19 protein-coding genes are annotated in these 15,633 nt (G+C 66.5%); 7 read left to right on the forward strand and 12 right to left on the reverse strand.

What is annotated here, in order from left to right; all coding sequences use genetic code 11:
- Positions 1–25: 25 nt before the first annotated feature.
- Together C1A30_RS26325 and C1A30_RS26330 are read left to right on the forward strand one after the other, a co-directional pair.
- Positions 26–433, forward strand: a complete 408-nt coding sequence (locus tag C1A30_RS26325) for a hypothetical protein (protein ID WP_101951238.1) — start codon at positions 26–28, stop codon at positions 431–433.
- Positions 434–492: 59 nt separating this feature from the next.
- Positions 493–768, forward strand: a complete 276-nt coding sequence (locus tag C1A30_RS26330; RefSeq protein WP_101951239.1) for a hypothetical protein — start codon at positions 493–495, stop codon at positions 766–768.
- Here the strand turns inward: C1A30_RS26330 and C1A30_RS26335 are convergent.
- A complete protein-coding gene (locus tag C1A30_RS26335; protein ID WP_101951240.1) occupies positions 765–1,106 on the reverse strand; it encodes an aminopeptidase in 342 nt (113 codons plus the stop codon). The two genes, C1A30_RS26330 and C1A30_RS26335, sit on opposite strands and share 4 nt — an antisense overlap.
- A 126-nt stretch (positions 1,107–1,232) precedes the next feature.
- Here C1A30_RS26335 and C1A30_RS26340 point away from each other — a divergent pair, with 126 nt between their 5' ends.
- Positions 1,233–2,126, forward strand: coding sequence for a DMT family transporter (locus C1A30_RS26340; RefSeq protein WP_200828437.1), 894 nt, complete (start codon positions 1,233–1,235; stop codon positions 2,124–2,126).
- Here C1A30_RS26340 and C1A30_RS26345 read toward each other — a convergent pair.
- Together C1A30_RS26345 and C1A30_RS26350 are read right to left on the reverse strand one after the other, a co-directional pair.
- Positions 2,123–2,398 carry a hypothetical protein gene (locus C1A30_RS26345; RefSeq protein WP_101951241.1) on the reverse strand — a complete coding sequence of 92 codons (276 nt, stop codon included), beginning with the start codon at positions 2,396–2,398 and terminating at the stop codon, positions 2,123–2,125. The two genes, C1A30_RS26340 and C1A30_RS26345, sit on opposite strands and share 4 nt — an antisense overlap.
- A gap of 30 nt (positions 2,399–2,428) precedes the next feature.
- Complete coding sequence (locus C1A30_RS26350) at positions 2,429–4,120, reverse strand: sodium:solute symporter family protein (protein ID WP_101951242.1); 1,692 nt, start codon at positions 4,118–4,120, stop codon at positions 2,429–2,431.
- A gap of 125 nt (positions 4,121–4,245) precedes the next feature.
- Between C1A30_RS26350 and C1A30_RS26355 the strand changes: the two genes are divergently transcribed.
- From C1A30_RS26355 to C1A30_RS26365, 3 genes are read left to right on the forward strand one after another with little or no spacing between them, the layout of a single operon-like run.
- Positions 4,246–5,031: a DeoR/GlpR family DNA-binding transcription regulator gene (locus C1A30_RS26355; protein WP_101951243.1), complete on the forward strand. Its 786-nt coding sequence runs from the start codon at positions 4,246–4,248 to the stop codon at positions 5,029–5,031.
- A complete protein-coding gene (gene galT, locus C1A30_RS26360; protein ID WP_101951244.1) occupies positions 5,028–6,119 on the forward strand; it encodes a galactose-1-phosphate uridylyltransferase in 1,092 nt (363 codons plus the stop codon). Before C1A30_RS26355 ends, galT begins: the two co-directional genes overlap by 4 nt.
- Positions 6,116–7,213, forward strand: coding sequence for a galactokinase (locus C1A30_RS26365; RefSeq protein ID WP_235010212.1), 1,098 nt, complete (start codon positions 6,116–6,118; stop codon positions 7,211–7,213). Before galT ends, C1A30_RS26365 begins: the two co-directional genes overlap by 4 nt.
- Here C1A30_RS26365 and C1A30_RS26370 read toward each other — a convergent pair.
- The 8 genes from C1A30_RS26370 to C1A30_RS26405 form a co-directional block, all read right to left on the reverse strand.
- The gene (locus C1A30_RS26370; RefSeq protein WP_235010373.1) at positions 7,202–7,951 is read right to left on the reverse strand and encodes an ANTAR domain-containing protein; all 750 of its coding nucleotides are present in this window, start codon (positions 7,949–7,951) and stop codon (positions 7,202–7,204) included. The two genes, C1A30_RS26365 and C1A30_RS26370, sit on opposite strands and share 12 nt — an antisense overlap.
- A gap of 66 nt (positions 7,952–8,017) precedes the next feature.
- Positions 8,018–8,329, reverse strand: coding sequence for an STAS domain-containing protein (locus tag C1A30_RS26375; protein ID WP_101951246.1), 312 nt, complete (start codon positions 8,327–8,329; stop codon positions 8,018–8,020).
- Positions 8,326–8,745, reverse strand: coding sequence for an ATP-binding protein (locus C1A30_RS26380; RefSeq protein WP_101951247.1), 420 nt, complete (start codon positions 8,743–8,745; stop codon positions 8,326–8,328). The genes C1A30_RS26375 and C1A30_RS26380 overlap by 4 nt, the downstream gene beginning before the upstream one ends.
- 37 nt (positions 8,746–8,782) lie before the next feature.
- Positions 8,783–10,981: a SpoIIE family protein phosphatase gene (locus C1A30_RS26385; protein ID WP_101951248.1), complete on the reverse strand. Its 2,199-nt coding sequence runs from the start codon at positions 10,979–10,981 to the stop codon at positions 8,783–8,785.
- Entirely contained in the window at positions 10,978–11,604 is a 627-nt protein-coding gene (locus tag C1A30_RS26390) for a SpoIIE family protein phosphatase (RefSeq protein ID WP_101951249.1), read from the reverse strand. Before C1A30_RS26390 ends, C1A30_RS26385 begins: the two co-directional genes overlap by 4 nt.
- On the reverse strand, positions 11,597–12,010 hold the full coding sequence (locus C1A30_RS26395) for an anti-sigma regulatory factor (RefSeq protein ID WP_101951250.1): 414 nt from the start codon (positions 12,008–12,010) through the stop codon (positions 11,597–11,599). Before C1A30_RS26395 ends, C1A30_RS26390 begins: the two co-directional genes overlap by 8 nt.
- A 7-nt stretch (positions 12,011–12,017) precedes the next feature.
- On the reverse strand, positions 12,018–12,407 hold the full coding sequence (locus C1A30_RS26400; protein WP_067797602.1) for an STAS domain-containing protein: 390 nt from the start codon (positions 12,405–12,407) through the stop codon (positions 12,018–12,020).
- A 22-nt stretch (positions 12,408–12,429) separates the two neighbouring features.
- Positions 12,430–13,317: an STAS domain-containing protein gene (locus C1A30_RS26405; protein ID WP_101951251.1), complete on the reverse strand. Its 888-nt coding sequence runs from the start codon at positions 13,315–13,317 to the stop codon at positions 12,430–12,432.
- A 129-nt stretch (positions 13,318–13,446) separates the two neighbouring features.
- Here C1A30_RS26405 and C1A30_RS26410 point away from each other — a divergent pair, with 129 nt between their 5' ends.
- Positions 13,447–13,803, forward strand: coding sequence for an STAS domain-containing protein (locus C1A30_RS26410; RefSeq protein WP_101951252.1), 357 nt, complete (start codon positions 13,447–13,449; stop codon positions 13,801–13,803).
- Between the two features lie 27 nt (positions 13,804–13,830).
- Here the strand turns inward: C1A30_RS26410 and C1A30_RS26415 are convergent, their stop codons facing one another.
- A complete protein-coding gene (locus C1A30_RS26415; RefSeq protein ID WP_101952898.1) occupies positions 13,831–15,465 on the reverse strand; it encodes an L-lactate permease in 1,635 nt (544 codons plus the stop codon).
- Between the last annotated feature and the right edge of the window lie 168 nt (positions 15,466–15,633).

Here is a 15,633-nt window from a genome sequence, read left to right on the forward strand (position 1 = left end):
AGGTACATCACACGGAGGACGTCACATGAGGAAGTTCGGCGTTTACGGGATCGCCGTTGTCGGTGCGGCGGCGACGTCGCTGGCGTTCTTCGGGTCCGGGGTTGCGGCCGCCGACGACTACAGCGGCCAGACCTACAGCGACGCTTCGAAGGCGATCAGCGATGCGGGCAAGAAGGCAGTCATCGCGAGCCGGGCCGGGGACACGCTCTCCGACGACGACTGCATCGTCAGCCACTCCCAGTCGGCGCCGTGGATCAAGGGCGACGACTTCAGCCCCGTCACCGACACGGTATTGGTCTACCTGAACTGCAACGCCACCGTCGCGACCGCGAAGGAGCCCGGCAATTCGGCGGGCAGTCCCGAGGGCAGGGCCGCGATCCAGAAGGCGCAGGAGGACAAGGAGAGCGCCGACAGCGGCGACTCCGGCTCCTAGCCTCCCGGCCTGCGATGCCCAGTAGTCTGAGGCCAGGCATCCACGAAGGGGAGGCGCGAATGAGGCTTCAGGTGTTGCCGTATGTCACCGTCGAGATCGACGACCGGTTGCGCCGTCGGGTGCGCCGGGCGGGTGAGCGGTTGCGGGTCAACGTGAGGGCCTACCTACTCAGTGCGGCGGACGACGTGGACGCCGCGGGCGAGAAGGTGCGCGACTTCTGCGACCGAGCCGTCAACCGGGTGGACTCTGTGGCCGAGCGGGTCAACGACCGCCTCGCCCCCGAGGAGCCGCGTCAGCCGCACCTGCGTCTGGTCGGCGGCCGCGAGGCCAGCTAGGGAGTTCGGGCGCCCGTCCGGCCGCCGACGAAGAACGAACCGGCAATCACCAGCAGGCCGACGACGGCCACCGGAATCGTCCATGAGCGCCTGCTGGAAACCGCCGACGAGCACTCGGCCGCGTAGTTGGTGTGCGGGACGACCTGATTGATGATCGGCAGGTTGGCCGGGTTCTGGTTGTCGGCCTGCTGCGCGGCTGACGAATCCTGAGCCAACGCATTGCCGCACCCGATGTCACCACCGTCGGGTCCCGGCACCGATACGGGCATCAGCAGTCCGATCACTCCGACGACCAACACGACCGCACCTACGAGCAAAATCAACCGTCGCACGTTCATGTGCAGTTCTATGCCCCGGCCAGGCAAGTTCAAAACCCATCTCGAGATCGCCTCGCGCTTGGGCGGCCCCGACGAATATGTTGGTCTTGTTCATGTGGTGGCCGTGGCCTGAAAGGAACTCGACGCTTGGTAGGCCATGGTCTGACGGTGCTGTTCGCCTTGCTCGCCGCCGTCTTTCTGGCAATCGGCATTGTGGTGCGTCAGCGCGCCACCGTCGACGTGCCCCAGGAGCACGGCGTGAGTTCGGTGATGTTCCTGACACTATTGCGCAGGCCGCTGTGGTGGGCGGGCACCGCTGCCGCCGTGGCCGGCTACGGCTTCCAGGCGCTGGCCCTTGCGAAGGGCTCACTGCTTCTGGTGCAGCCGATCCTGGTGTCCGCGCTGCTGTTCGCGTTGCCGTTGAGCGCACGAATGGCCCGCAGGCGTGTCACGCGCGGCGAATGGGTGTGGGCGGTGGTATTGACCCTGGCGCTCGCGGTGTTCGTGGTGTTGGCCAAGACCAGGCCCGGTGACTACGAGGCGTCATTGCCGCTGTCGGCGTTGGTCGCGGTGATCTGCACGGCCGCCGTCGGCGCCTGCGTCATCGTCGCGACCCGCACGATGGGATGGAAGCGGGCGGTGCTGCTCGCGCTCGCGGTCGGGGTGTTGTTCGGTGTCGTCGCCGTGCTGACCAAATTGCTGATGCACGTGCTGATCTACGAAGGCGTACATGCACTGCTCATCACGCCGGTGCCGTATCTGCTTGTGCTGATCGCCGTGTTCGCAACGTTCTTGCAGCAGTCCGCTTTTCACGCGGGATCGCTGCAGACGTCGGTGCCGACGATGTTGGTGCTCGAGCCGCTGATCGCAGTGCTTCTCGGAGCGGTGGTGCTCGGCGAGCACCTCGACGTCAGTCAACTCGACGCGGTGCTGATCACGATCAGCACCATCGCGATGGCCGCGGCCACCATCGCGCTCGGTCGCGACGAGGGCGCCTACGAAGAACAGCTCGAGGCGGCGGTGGCGCGCCGAGGGGCCTAGTGCCGCCCTGGTTCGGTCGGTTCCGATTCCGTGTCCGAAATCTTGACCGGGCGCAGTAGCGCCCAGCCGATGAACACGACGGACACGCCGATCAGCACCAGGCCCACCCACCAGTTGGCATCGGTGCCGACGTAGAGGTCGACGGGATTGTCGGTGGCGGCGCTGTGGTGGTCACCGAGCAGACCGGGGGCGAAGCCGGCGATGGTCAACACGATGCCGTAGATGCCGAGCAGCGCACCGATGATGTTGCGAACGTCGAACAGGTGTCGCATCTGGGTTTCCTCGAATCAGTGGAATCCGTCTTAGTGGAAAACAATGTTGAGCACGATGACAAGGGCAAGGGAGAGCCCGGCCAGCGGAACGGGCTTGTAGTACCAGGCTTTTCCGGCGCTCTCCGGATCGGAGAAGACGTCCTTCGACGTCTCCGAGTACACCAGCCCGACCAACTCGCTGGCCGGCTTCGGAGTGGTGACCATGGTGACCGCCACGCTGACCAGAATGTCGACGACGAAGGCCACCGACGCCGCGACGAAAGGCACACCCTGGCCGGGCAGGCTGATCACACCGACCTTGGAGAGGATGAAAACGAAGATGGCGGAAAGGGTTCCGGACACCAGGCCGGCCCAGCCCGCGGTCGAGGTCATCCGCTTCCAGAACATACCGAGGATGAACGTCGCGAACAGCGGAGCGTTGAAGAACCCGAACAGCGTCTGCAGGTAGTCCATCAGGTTGGAGTAGCCCGCCGCGATCAACGCGGTGAAGATGGCCAGGATCGTCGCGGCGATGGTGGCGATCCGGCCGACCGCGATGTAGTAGCTGTCCGGTCGGTCCTTGACGACGTAGTCCTGCCAGATGTCGTAGCTGAACACGGTGTTGAACGCCGAGATGTTGGCGGCCATACCGGCCATGAACGAGGCGAGCAGGCCCGCGATCGCGACGCCGAGCAAGCCGTTGGGCAGGATGTCGCGGATCATCAGCAGCATCGCGTCGTTGTACGTGATGTCGCCTTCGCCAGTGGTTTTCAGTCGGATCATGTCGCCGATCGAGGCCGCGGCGATCATGCCGGGCACGATGATCACGAACGGTATGAACATCTTCGGGAACGATCCGATGATCGGCGAGCGCCGCGCCGCCGAGATGGAATTCGACGCCATCGCGCGCTGCACCTCGACGAAGTTGGTGGTCCAGTAACCGAACGACAGCACGAACCCGAGGCCGAACACGATGCCGATCACCGACCACACCGGACTGGAGAATCCGGACAGCGCCGTGCCTGGCCATGTGGTCAGCTGTTCGCTTGTCGTGGCGGTCACCTTGCCGTCGGTCATCGTGTCGATGACCTTGTCCTTCAAGCCATTCCAGCCGCCGATCTTGATCAGCCCGAAGACGGTCAGCGGCACCAGCGCCGCCACGATCACGAAGAACTGCAACACCTCGTTGTAGATCGCCGCCGAGAGGCCGCCCAGCGTGATGTAGCTGAGCACCACCAGCGCCGCGACGATCAGCGACAGCCATCGCGGCCAACCGAGTAGTGCGTTGATCACCGTCGCCAACAGGAACAGGTTGACGCCGGCGATCAGCACCTGAGCGGTGGCGAAGCTGATCGCGTTGACCAGGTGCGCGCCAGGGCCGAAGCGCCGCCGCATGAACTCTGGCACGCTTCGTACCTTCGAGCCGTAGTAGAACGGCATCATCACCACGCCGAGGAACAGCATGGCCGGGATCGCGCCGATCCAGTAGTAGTGCATGGTCGACAACCCGACCTGGGCACCGTTGGCGGACATGCCCATGATCTCGACCGCGCCGAGGTTCGCCGAGATGAATGCCAGGCCGGTGACCCAGGCGGGCAGCCTGCGGCCGGACAGGAAGAAGTCCAGGCTGGTCGAGATCTGACTACGAGCGATGAAGCCGATGCCGAGCACGAAGACGAAATAGATGGCCACGAGCATGTAGTCGAGCCAGCCGAGGTTGAGGCGCAGCACGTTCTCGGTCATCTGCGGTAATCAACTCCTTTGAGTCGGAGTAAGCACACGTTCAGTCACAAACAACCAGAAACTAACAGCACTAACCAGGCAAACTGAACCAAATCGGGAAATTGTGTTTGATATTGTGCGGTCCCATGCTCGCCGCCGAACGCCGATACGCGATCCTGCGGGCCTTGAACGCCGACGGGGCGGTCCGGGTCGCCGACCTGGCCGCCGAACTCGACGTGTCGGAGATGACCGTCCGGCGTGACCTCGACGCGCTCGATGCGCAGAACCTGCTGCGCAAGGTGCACGGCGGCGCGGTGGCCAGACACAACCGCGGTGAGGAACCCTGGTCGTCGGTCAAGGCCGGCCAACAGCGCGCGGAAAAGGCGGCCATCGCGGCGGTGGCCGCCGACACCGTCGAGGACGGCATGACGATCGCGATCAGCGCGGGCACCACCACCACTGAACTCGCCCGCAGGCTGCGGCACCGGTCGTCGATCACGGTGGTGACGAACTCGCTGAGCGTGTTCGAGGTGCTCACCGATCCCGGCGGCGATGCCGCCGACGCCCCGCAGGTGTACCTGTCAGGCGGAGTCCGCACCCCGTCGGATGCGTTGGTCGGCCCGGTCGCCGATGCGGCGATCGGGTCGTTCCGGGTGGACGGCACGTATCTCGGAGTGCACGGGTTTGATCCGGAGGCGGGTTTGACGACGCCGAATATGGCTGAGGCACAGACGAATCGGACATTGATCGGCATCGGCGCGCAGCTCACCGTGCTGGCCGATCACACCAAGTACCGCGAAGTGGGGACCAACGTGTTCGCCAGGATGCGCCGTGTCGACAACCTGATCGTCGACGACGGGCTGTCCGTCGCCGACCGTGGCATCATCGAACAACACGTCGGGCGGCTCACGATCGCGACGGTGCTGCCATGACCGACCCGGCCAGGTGGCCGCTCGCCGACGGCCGCGAACTGTTGTTGTTCGCGCTACCCGGCCACACACCGGCGCCGGTGCCGGACCGCCGTCCGCTACCGCAGCGCGGTGAACAGCAGTCGGAGTTGCGGTTCGACCGCCAGACCGGCCAATGGGTGATCATCGCCGCCCTGCGGCAGGACCGGACCTACAAACCGCCTGCCGACCAATGCCCGCTGTGCCCGGGACCGACCGGGCTGACCAGTGAGATCCCCGCGGCCGACTACGACGTCGCGGTCTTCGAGAACCGCTTCCCGAGCCTGTCCGGCGCAGGCACCGCCCCCTTCACGCTGCCGACGCCCAACGGCGATCTGCTCCAATCGGCTGTGGGACATGGCCGTTGCGAAGTGATCTGCTTCTCCAGCGACCACACCGGTTCGTTCAGCGGGCTGACCCACCAGCATGCCCGCCTGGTCGTCGACGCATGGCGGCACCGCACCGCCGACCTGATGGGCCGACCCGGCATCGCATACGTGTTCTGCTTCGAGAATCGCGGTGAGGAGATCGGTGTCACGCTGACACACCCGCACGGTCAGATCTACGGCTACCCGTATCTGCCGCCGCGCGCGGCCGAGATGATGCGCGAGGCCCGTGCCTACGCGGACCGCAACGGCGGCAACCTCTTCACCGACATTCTGGCCCGTGAAATCGCCGACGGCAGCCGGGTCATCGCCAGGACCGACTCGTTCACCGCCTTCGTCCCGTTCGCGGCCAGGTGGCCGGTGGAGGTACACATCTACCCGAACCGCTTCGTGCACAACCTCGTCGACCTCACCGACGGCGAACTCGACGGCTTCGCACACATCTACCTCGACGTGCTCGCCCGCTTCGACCGCATGTATCCGACTGCGCTGCCGTACATTTCGGCGCTGCACCAGTACACCGGATCCGCCGATCAGCGGGAGGGTTACTTCCACGTCGAGCTGATGTCGGTGCGGCGCAGTGCCACCAAGCTGAAGTTCCTCGCAGGTTCCGAATCGGCGATGGACGCGTTCATCAGTGACGTCACCCCGGAAAGCGTCGCCGAGCGACTGCGGGACCTGGCGTGAGGGGCCCGATCCGGTATGCGGCGCCGGGGCGGATCAACCTGATCGGCGAACACACCGACTACAACCTGGGTTTCGCATTGCCGATCGCCCTACCCGAACGCACAGTCGTCGCTTATCTACCCGACGAGGGCGCCGAACTGACAGTGCAAAGCGATCAAGGGGACGGCACCGTTTCGATCCCGCTCGACACCGCACCCGGTGACGTCGGCGGATGGGCGGGCTATGTCGCGGGGGTGGTCTGGGCGCTGGCGCAGGCGGGCCACCGCATCCGGGGCGGCAGCATGTCGATCGTCAGCGACGTCGAAATGGGTTCGGGCGTCTCGTCTTCGGCTGCATTGGAATGCGCGGTCCTCGGCGCCTTGACCACCGCGGCAGGCGTCGAGCTCGACCGGATCGAGCTTGCCCGGCTCGCCCAGCGGGCCGAGAACGACTATGTGGGCGCACCCACCGGCATGATGGACCAGCTGGCGTCGTTGTGCGGTGCGCCGCAGAAGGCGTTGCTGATCGACTTCCGCGAACCGGCGGTGCGCCCCGTGGTGTTCGATCCGGATGCCGTCGACGTCACCCTGCTGCTGGTCAATTCGCGCGCACCGCATCAACACGCCGGCGGCGAGTACGCGTCGCGCCGGGTGTCTTGCGAACGGGCGGCGGCGGACCTGGGCGTGTCGTCGCTGCGGGAGGTGCAGGACCGAGGCGTGGCGGCGCTGGCCGCGGTCGCCGATCCCGTCGATGCGCGGCGCGCCCGCCATATCCTCACCGACAATCGGCGTGTGCTGGAAGTCGTTGCGGCCCTTGAGCACTCCGACTATGCGGCGATCGGCCGGCTGTTCACCACGTCGCAGGCGTCGATGCGCGACGATTTCGAGATCACCACAGACCACATCGATCTGATCGCCGACACCGCCGTCGCGGCGGGCGCGCTCGGCGCCAGGATGACGGGCGGGGGATTCGGGGGCTGCGTGATTGCGCTGGCCCCGGTCAGGAAGGCTGCCGACATCGCCGACGCGATCCGCGAAGCGGTCCACGACGCGGGTTACAACGCGCCGACCATCGCGCGTACCAGGGCGAGTCAGGGCGCGGAACTACTCGGATGACGGTGTCTCCGACAATGCCGCCCACATCAGCCGGGCCGCCTCGCGGGTGCGCTCGTCGGGGGTGATCGGCGTTCCGGTGTCGGGTTGTTCGGCGGGTGCACCGCTGATGTGTTCGACGAGTGCCACCGCCAATTCACGCAGCTTGACGTTGAACTCCTGGCTGGCGCGACGCAGCATCCGCCAGGCATGTTCGGCGTCACACCGCACCAAGCCCATCAACGCGCCCTTGGCCTGTTCGATCGCACCGCGTGACTGGAGCACGGTGATGATATCCGCTATGGCCGAGGCGTTTTCGGCGGCCGATGTGATCAGCGCCGCCGACACCAGTTGCTCGTAGGTGATCAGGCTGGTCACCGTGGCGGCGCTGGCGGGTTGCTTGAGCACACAGCAGACCACAACCGTCGCGTCCTCGGCCCATACGCCCGGCACGGCCGCGACGCCGCGGCACTCGGCCCAACAGAATTCCTGTTGTGGTGCAAGCGAGTTCATGGCAGCCGAGGTGAGCTGGGGCCAGCGGTCATCGGTCCAGAGGTCGATGCTGAGCACCGGCACCTGGTAGGCCAGCGCATCGGGCACGGGTCCTCCGACGGCTCCCAGTTGGGCGGTGGCGAAGTCCGCGCCGACGCCGACCGACGCGAGCACGGACGGCGGTTCGTCGTGGCGCTTGTCGTGGATGACGATCGCGAACCCGAGTGCATCGAGCAGATCAGCCTGCATCCGTTCGAGGATGCGATGCATCAACGCCACCAGTTGGGGATGTGACTGGGGGCGAAAGTCAGCGGGGGCCATCGGGAGTCGCGGGGATCAGTCGCGGGTCGTCACTGTCGCGACACGGTCCAGGCCCGAGATGCTCAGCAGCGTCATGATCGTCCCCGACGCGGGCACGATGAGGTTGAGCTTGGTGGTCGCGGCGACGGAGAACAGCGCCCGCACCGCCGCGCTGTCGCAGTACGTCACCTCGGACAAGTCGACGGTGATCGCGTCGCTGCCCGCCGCGGCGGCAGTCAGCACGTCGGAGAACTCGTTGACGTTGGCCAGGTCGATATCCCCGCGGGCGGTGACGACCGGCGGTTGCTCGGCCTCCGCTGCGGACATTCGAAACTGACTGGTTGTCATCGATGGAGCTCCTTGTGCAATTCCACCGTGGTTCCCTGTGGAGACGGTGTGATCGTCACCTTGTCAACGAGTGCCTTCATCAACTTGCTGCCGTGCCCGCGATGGTCCGTCGAACTCGGCGGCGCGTGCCAGCGCCCGTTGTCCTTGACCGTCAACGCTAGTCCGGTTTCGGTGGCCCGGCCCGTCACCTCCAACATGACGGTGCGGGGCGCGCCGCGCACCGCATGTTCGACGACGTTCGTCGCGGCCTCTCCGACGGCGAGCAGCACGTCGGCGGCCGCGGCCGCGGTCACGGCGGTGGTCGGCAGCCAACCACGCAGGCGATCGCGCACGACGGCGAGGCTGGCGGGAACCGCGGGCAGCCGGATACTCAGCGGGGCTGGTCGGCGCGCGCCGGCGCCGGAAACGCTGGTCACCCTGCACCTCCGACGCTCGAGCGCATACTGCCTGAACCTATCCGACCGCGAACCGCATGCCTACGGTTGTGCCGTGCGAGGTGCCGTCGACGTCGACCTGTTCGCTCAGCGACCGCATCAACAGAATGCCCCTGCCGCGGGTTCCGGGATCCGCAGGCGGCGTCTTCCACGACCCTGAGTCCGACACCTGGATGTGGATGTGATGGGCGTCGCGCGTGGCCTCGACACGCATCGGGCCCACCTGCTGGCCCCGGTACGCGTGCTCCGCGCTGTTGCTACACGCCTCGTTGACCACCAACACGACGTCGCCGGCCAACGTCTCCGACACGCCTGCGGAGTGCAGCCACGCAAGGAGCTGATGCCGGATATCGGTCAATCGCGCTGGCGTTGCGTCGATTTCGATCACGAGCGTCGATCCGGGATGGCGGTACAGCACGATCGCGACATCGTCGTCGTAGCCCGAGTCGGGGGCCAGTCTTACGAGTATCACGTCGGCGGCCGTGTCGACCGGCAGCTGCATCGTCTGCGACATCACCTCGGCGACGCGCTCGATCCCCTTGTCGATCGACTCGTGGCGACGCTCGACGAGCCCGTCGGTGTAGAGCAGCAGCGTCGATCCACCGGTCAGCGCGGCGGTGGCCTGCGGCCGCGGCTCGTCTCTGTGCACGGCCAGCGGCACCGATCTGGCGTCGGTCAGCATCAGCGGCGCCGCGTCCGGTGCGGTGAGCACCGCGGGAACATGGCCCGCGCTGCTGTACGTCAGCGTCTCGGAGCGGGTGTCGAGCATCGCCACGAACACGGTGGTGCAGAACGCGTCGGGGATGAACCCGGCTACCGCATCGAGTTGCTCGAGCAGTGTCGACGGCGACGCACCGGTCAGCAGCAGCGCGCGGCCGGAGCTGCGCAACTGACCCATCACCGCGGCGGCGGCCAACCCGCGACCGACGCAGTCGCCGACGATGATGCCGATGCGGTCGTCGCCCACCGGCAACACGTCGTACCAATCGCCGCCGATCTCCAGCGGCGACACGGCGGGCTCGTAGCGCACCGCGAAGCCAGGGGGCAGCTCGGTCGGTGCGAGCATCGAGCGTTGCAGCGTCAACGACGTGTCGCGCGCCAGTTCGAACTGCCGGACGTGCTGCATGGCCAGGCTCAGATGCCCGACCAGGGCGGTCACCAGCTGGGTGTCCTCGGCCGCGACAACGCGCGGACTGTCGAACTCCAGCCACAGCGCGGCGTCCCGCGACAGAGTGGCCACCATGCCGTGCGCGACATCGGAACCGGTTGTCCAGCCGACGGATTCGACGGTGAGCGGCAGCCAGGTGCGCGCCGTGTCGAGACATTCGCGCAACCGCGGGTCGAGGTCGCGCCAGTGCAGCACCGGGGGGTCACCCGATTGGTGCACGGTCGGATCATGCTCGTCGGTCGACCACATGACCGCCGCGACGCGCGCTGTCTGAAGCGCGGTGCGGCACTCGTCGAGCGTGCTGGACAGCACCTCGCCGACGCTCTTGGCGACACTCACCGCGGTGGCCAGTCGGGCCACCGCCCGGTCCCGAACGGTCGCCGCCCGCGCGGCGGTGATGTCCCGGATGGTGCCGACGAAGGTGCCGTGTTCGGTGTTCGGCGACGCGACGGCGTTGACGCTCATCGCCACCCAGATGAGGCGCCCGTCGCGGTGCCGCACCGGCGCTTCGGCTTCGAGGGCGCCGTACGCGAGTAACTGCGCCAACTGGTCGCGTGTCGCGGTGCCGTCGCTCATCCACGGCGGCGGCCACGCGTACGGCAGACCATCGGGCCCGTAGCCGGTGATGTCGGCGAAGGCTTCGTTGATCTCGGTGACGGCCCCCGTGGCGTCGGCGACGAAGAAGCCCTCCTGCAGCGAGTTGACCAACGCGGTGCGGAACTCGTCGCGGTCGGCCAGATCCTCGGCGCGGGCCCGCTGTTGTTCGTATTTCCTTGTGCCGTCGATGAATCCGCGCGTCGCGACGTCCAGCGCCGCAAGGGTCTGCAGCAAGAACTGCAGCGCCACGGACGCGTCGGCCTTCGCGTCGGCGCGCTCGACGAGGCGGGAGTGGTTCTCGATGATCTCGAGCATGCTGATCTGCTCGGTCAATGCGCGCCGGCCCAACTCGTGGCCGACGGCAAGGGTGTCCTCGCCCTTGGCGGCGAGGTAGGCGCTCAGCGCGGCCGCATATTGGGCATGAAAGTCGGCGTTCGTCGTCGGGCCGGTCATGACAAGGTGCCCCGGTGACGCGCGGTCAGCACCAGCGCGTCGTCGGACTCCCTGCTGTACGCGTCGAGGATGTGGTCGGCGATCGCGGTCGCGGGTGCGGCGAAGTCGATGTCCCGGACGTGGTCTTCGAGAATGCCGTCGGTGGCGATGACCAGCAGGTCACCTGGCGAGATGGGCACCTGATGGGTGGTCAGCGCGTGCGGGATGCGGTAGCCGACGATGCCGCCTGCCAGCAGCGCGGACGCCCGGATCTGCGCGCCACCCGGGCGCTTGGCCACCAGATCGGCCGTCACGTTGCCGATGCCGATCCAGCTCAGCGTGCGCAGCCCGAAGTCGATGCGCGCCAAAGTGACTGCGGCGCCGCGGGTGTCGCTGAGGCTGCGATGACACAGCTGCAGCAGGACGTCGAGAGGTTCACTGCGACAACGGTTCACCACTTCCTCCGCACGCAGCGCCGCGGTCTCGGCGGCCGCGCCATGGCCCAGCCCGTCGGCCACCCCGAACAGCGCCGCGCCGCCAGGGACGTCGACCGCGATCGGGTAGTCGCCGCAGACCGTCTCGCCGGGCAGCGGGCGGCGCGCCGTTGCCCATTCGATGGGTCCGATCTGACCTTGTCTACGCATTTGCTGGGATCCACTTCCACATCTCGACGACGGTGCCGCGGCCGGGCTTCGAGTCGATGATCAAGTGGTCCATCAGGCGTCGCGCACCGGGCAGCCCGAGGCCAAGCCCCCTGCCGGTCGAATAGCCGTCCTCCAGCGCCCGCTCGATGTCGGCGATGCCAGGTCCTTCGTCCTCGGCGCGCACCACCAGCGCCGTGCGGCCGTCGCGCTCCTCAACGGCAACCCGAATCGCACCGGAGCCGGCGTAACTCGTGATGTTGCGGGCGATTTCGGAGATCGCGGTGGCGATCATCGTGACATCGGTCAGCGAGAACCCGAGGTCGCGCGCCAGCTGATGTCCCGCTTGGCGCGCCGCGACGATATCGTCGGAATTCTTGACGTCGATCACCTCGTCTCTCGGAGTCATTCCGGCGTCAATCGGCACCGTCGCGTCCGATCGTCGGCTGGCGCGACTCGAGTTGCCGGTTGAGGAACGCGAGCCCCTCTTCGAGATCCAGCGCCGTGTACATGTCGTCGAAGACGAGGCCGAGTTGCACCATCGCGAACGCCACTTCGGGTTGCAGGCCGACGATCACCGTGTCCGCTCCGCGCAGCCTTGTCATGTGCGCGATGGTGCGCAGCGACCTGGCGGCGAAAGAATCCATCACGTCGATGGCGGTCACGTCGACGATGATGCCGTGCGCGCGGTAGCGGCTCACCCGCTCCATCAGGTCGTGGCGCAACCGGTCGGCGTCGGAGTCGGTGAGGGCAGCCTGTACCGAAGCGATCAGGATCGCGCCTTGTTTCAGAATGGGGACAGGCATGAGGGGGCAGCGGTAGCGCTGGTCATCCGTTCTGGTCGCCGGTGCGGGTCACCTCGTAGCCGAGGAGCCGCTCGGCCTCTTCGATACCACCCTGCAGGTCGCCGACCGCGTTCATCTTCGACAGATCCAGCCCGATCGTCACCAGGGTCAGGGCGATGTCGGACGACAGGCCGGTGATGATCACGCTGGCACCCATCAGACCCGACGCGTCGACGGTCTGCACGAGGTGGTTGGCGACGGTGGAGTCGATGGTCGGCACACCGGTGATGTCGATGACGACCACCTTCGCGCGGTTGGCGCGGATCGCCCGCAGCAACTGCTCGGTGACCTGGCGGGCGCGCTGGCTGTCGAGCACACCGATGATCGGCAGGATGAGCAACTGTTCGCGCACCTGCAGCACCGGGGTGGACAGCTCGCGGATGGCTTCCTGCTGCTGGCGGATGATGCGCTCGCGTTCCTGCACGAAGCCGACGGCCACGGTGTTCGCGATGCGGTTGGCTGCCGGTTCGTAGGCGTCCAGAACGCGGTTGAGCAGGTCGAAATCGGTCTGGTACTTCTCGAACAGCGAGCGGGCCAGCACGTCGCGAAGCAACAGCACGATGCCGACCACCTCGTCGGTTTCCACGCCTCGCGGGATGATGCGTTCCGACAGGTCGCGCGCATAGTCCTGGAGCGCTTCGACGCTGCCGGTCTCCAGCACCTCGACGTAGCTGTCGTACACGGTGGTCGCCTCGGAGAAGATCTCCTCCGGCGACATCGCGGTGAGCAGTTCGGCCTCGGTGATGCGGCGCGCCCATTCCTCGCGCAGGGCGGTGCGATTTTGACGCAGGTGCTGGACGAGTTGCGGCAGTAGATCCTCGCCGACGAGCTTGGTGGGGACAGCGGGGAAATCTGTGGTCGATTCAGACATTCAGCCTCCCAACTCCGCTCGCACACGGTCGAAGTGCACGAGTCACTCAGCCGACATTAGCCTCCGCGCCGGGCAGGTAAGCGGCGAAGTCGCCAATCGTCAACCGCGATTGCCTACTAGGCTTTCCCCATGCCCGCCGACGAAGCGATCGCCACCGCGCTCGCGTACCAGAACGGGATCGCGGTGCTGCGAGTCGACGGCGATATCGACTTGGCCACGGTCCCCACGCTGGAAGCCGCCATCGAGAACGCGCTGACATCGAAGCCGACAGGACTCGTCATCGACCTGACCGACGTCGGATTCCTGGCGTCGGCCGGTCTTCAGGCGTTGGTGGCGACCCACAACACCGTCAGCGAGTCCGCGCGGTTCGCGGTGGTCGCCAACAGCGCGGCCACCAGTCGACCGATTCAGCTCACCGGCCTCGACCAGATCTTCGATCTGTTCCCGACGCTCGACGAGGCGCTGACCGCCGTCCAGGCATCGTAAAACTGCTTGGCCCACAGCCGGTTTGAGTCAGGGCACCATCCACGCCAGGACCGACGCCTGCAGCGCCGAGAGCACGCACATCGCCGCCAGGAAGACCAGGCTCCACACCACGACGCGACGGAAGATGTCGCCTTCCTTGCCGTTCATGCCGACCGCGGCCGCGGCGATCGCCAGGTTCTGCGGCGAGATCATCTTGCCCAGTACGCCGCCCGAACTGTTCGACGCGGCCATCAGCACGTCCGAGAGCCCGGCCTGATTGGCCGCCGTCACCTGCAAGGCCCCGAACAGCGAGTTCGCCGACGTGTCCGAACCGGTCACGGCGGTGCCGAGCCAGCCGAGCACGGGTGACAGCAACGCGAAGGCGCCGCCCGCCCCCGCCATCCACGTGCCGAGGGTGATGGTCTGACCCGACAGGTTCATCACGAACGCAAGGGCCAACACCAACATCACGGTGACGATCGCGAAGCGCAACTGGAACAGCGTGCTGCCGTACGCCTTGACCGCGCGGGGCACCGACAGCTTGAGGACGGCCATCGTGATCACCCCCGCGATCAGCATCTGGGTGCCGGGAGTGGTCAGCAGGTTCAGCGTGAACTGGTTGAGCGACACCGGCTTTCCCGTCGTGCTGACGACATGTATGCCGGGCCAGTCGAATTTCAAAGTCGCCTTGTCGAGCAAATTCTTCACCGCGGTGATCTGACAGATCACGAACACGATGATGACGATGACGTAGGGCGCGTAGGCCTTCATCACCTCGGCGCGATCGTCAGGGTTCTCGACGCGGTGCGCGAATTCGGGCGTCGGTTCGTCGGCCGCGCCACCCGCGATCACCGCGGGCGCATGCTCGGTGCGCGGGCGCCAGATCCGGACCATGGCGACCACCGCGGCCGCCGACAGCAGTGAGGCGACCACGTCGGCCAGTGGCACCGAGAGGAAGTTCGACGTGGCGTACTGCCCGATCCCGAACACGATGCCGCAGACCAGGGCCACCGGCCAGGTCTCCCGCAGCCCGCGCCAACCGTCGACGATCGCCACCAGCACCAGCGGCACGAACAGTGCGAGGATCGGTGTCTGCCTGCCCACCATCGCGCCCAAGGTGTCGCTGGGCAGACCTGTCACCTTGCCGAGCGTCAGAATCGGGGTGGCCATCGCACCGAACGCGACAGGCGCGGTGTTGGCGGTCAGCGAAAGCGCCGCCGCCTTGAGCGGCCGGAACCCCAGCGCCATCAACATCACCGACGTCACCGCGACCGGGGTGCCGAACCCTGCCAGCGCCTCCAGCAATGCGCCGAACGAGAACGCGATGATGACGGCCTGCACCCGCTGGTCGTCACTGACCTGTGCGAACGACCGCCGCAGCACATCGAAATGCCCTGTCTCGACGGTCATTTGGTAAACCCAAATCGCGTTGATCACGATCCACAGGATGGGGAAGAACCCGAACGCCGCGCCTTCCGTGCCTGCCAGCAGTGTCTGGCCCAACGGCATGCCGTAGACGAAAATCGCAAGCGCGATCGCCAGCACCAGGGACACCAGCGACGCCACCCAGGCAGTCACCCTCAATGCACCCAACATGACGAACAACAGCAGCAGCGGCAGCGCCGCGATCAAAGAGCTCCACGCCAGAGAATGCGCAACCGGATCGAGAATCTGTTGGTACACGGCGACCACCATTTCGTAGGGGCACGGCTACACGAAACGACAAACGGTAATACCCTTGCGCCGCTAGATTCAACCCTCCGGGCTTGGCACCCGCTGCGCAATCGCTGTGCACCTGCTGCCACAACTGGGTAGAGTTTCGTCAGCCAGTTTGATCTTCAAAACCGCTGG

This window comes from Mycobacterium sp. 3519A (genome assembly GCF_900240945.1).
Lineage (GTDB): Bacteria > Actinomycetota > Actinomycetes > Mycobacteriales > Mycobacteriaceae > Mycobacterium.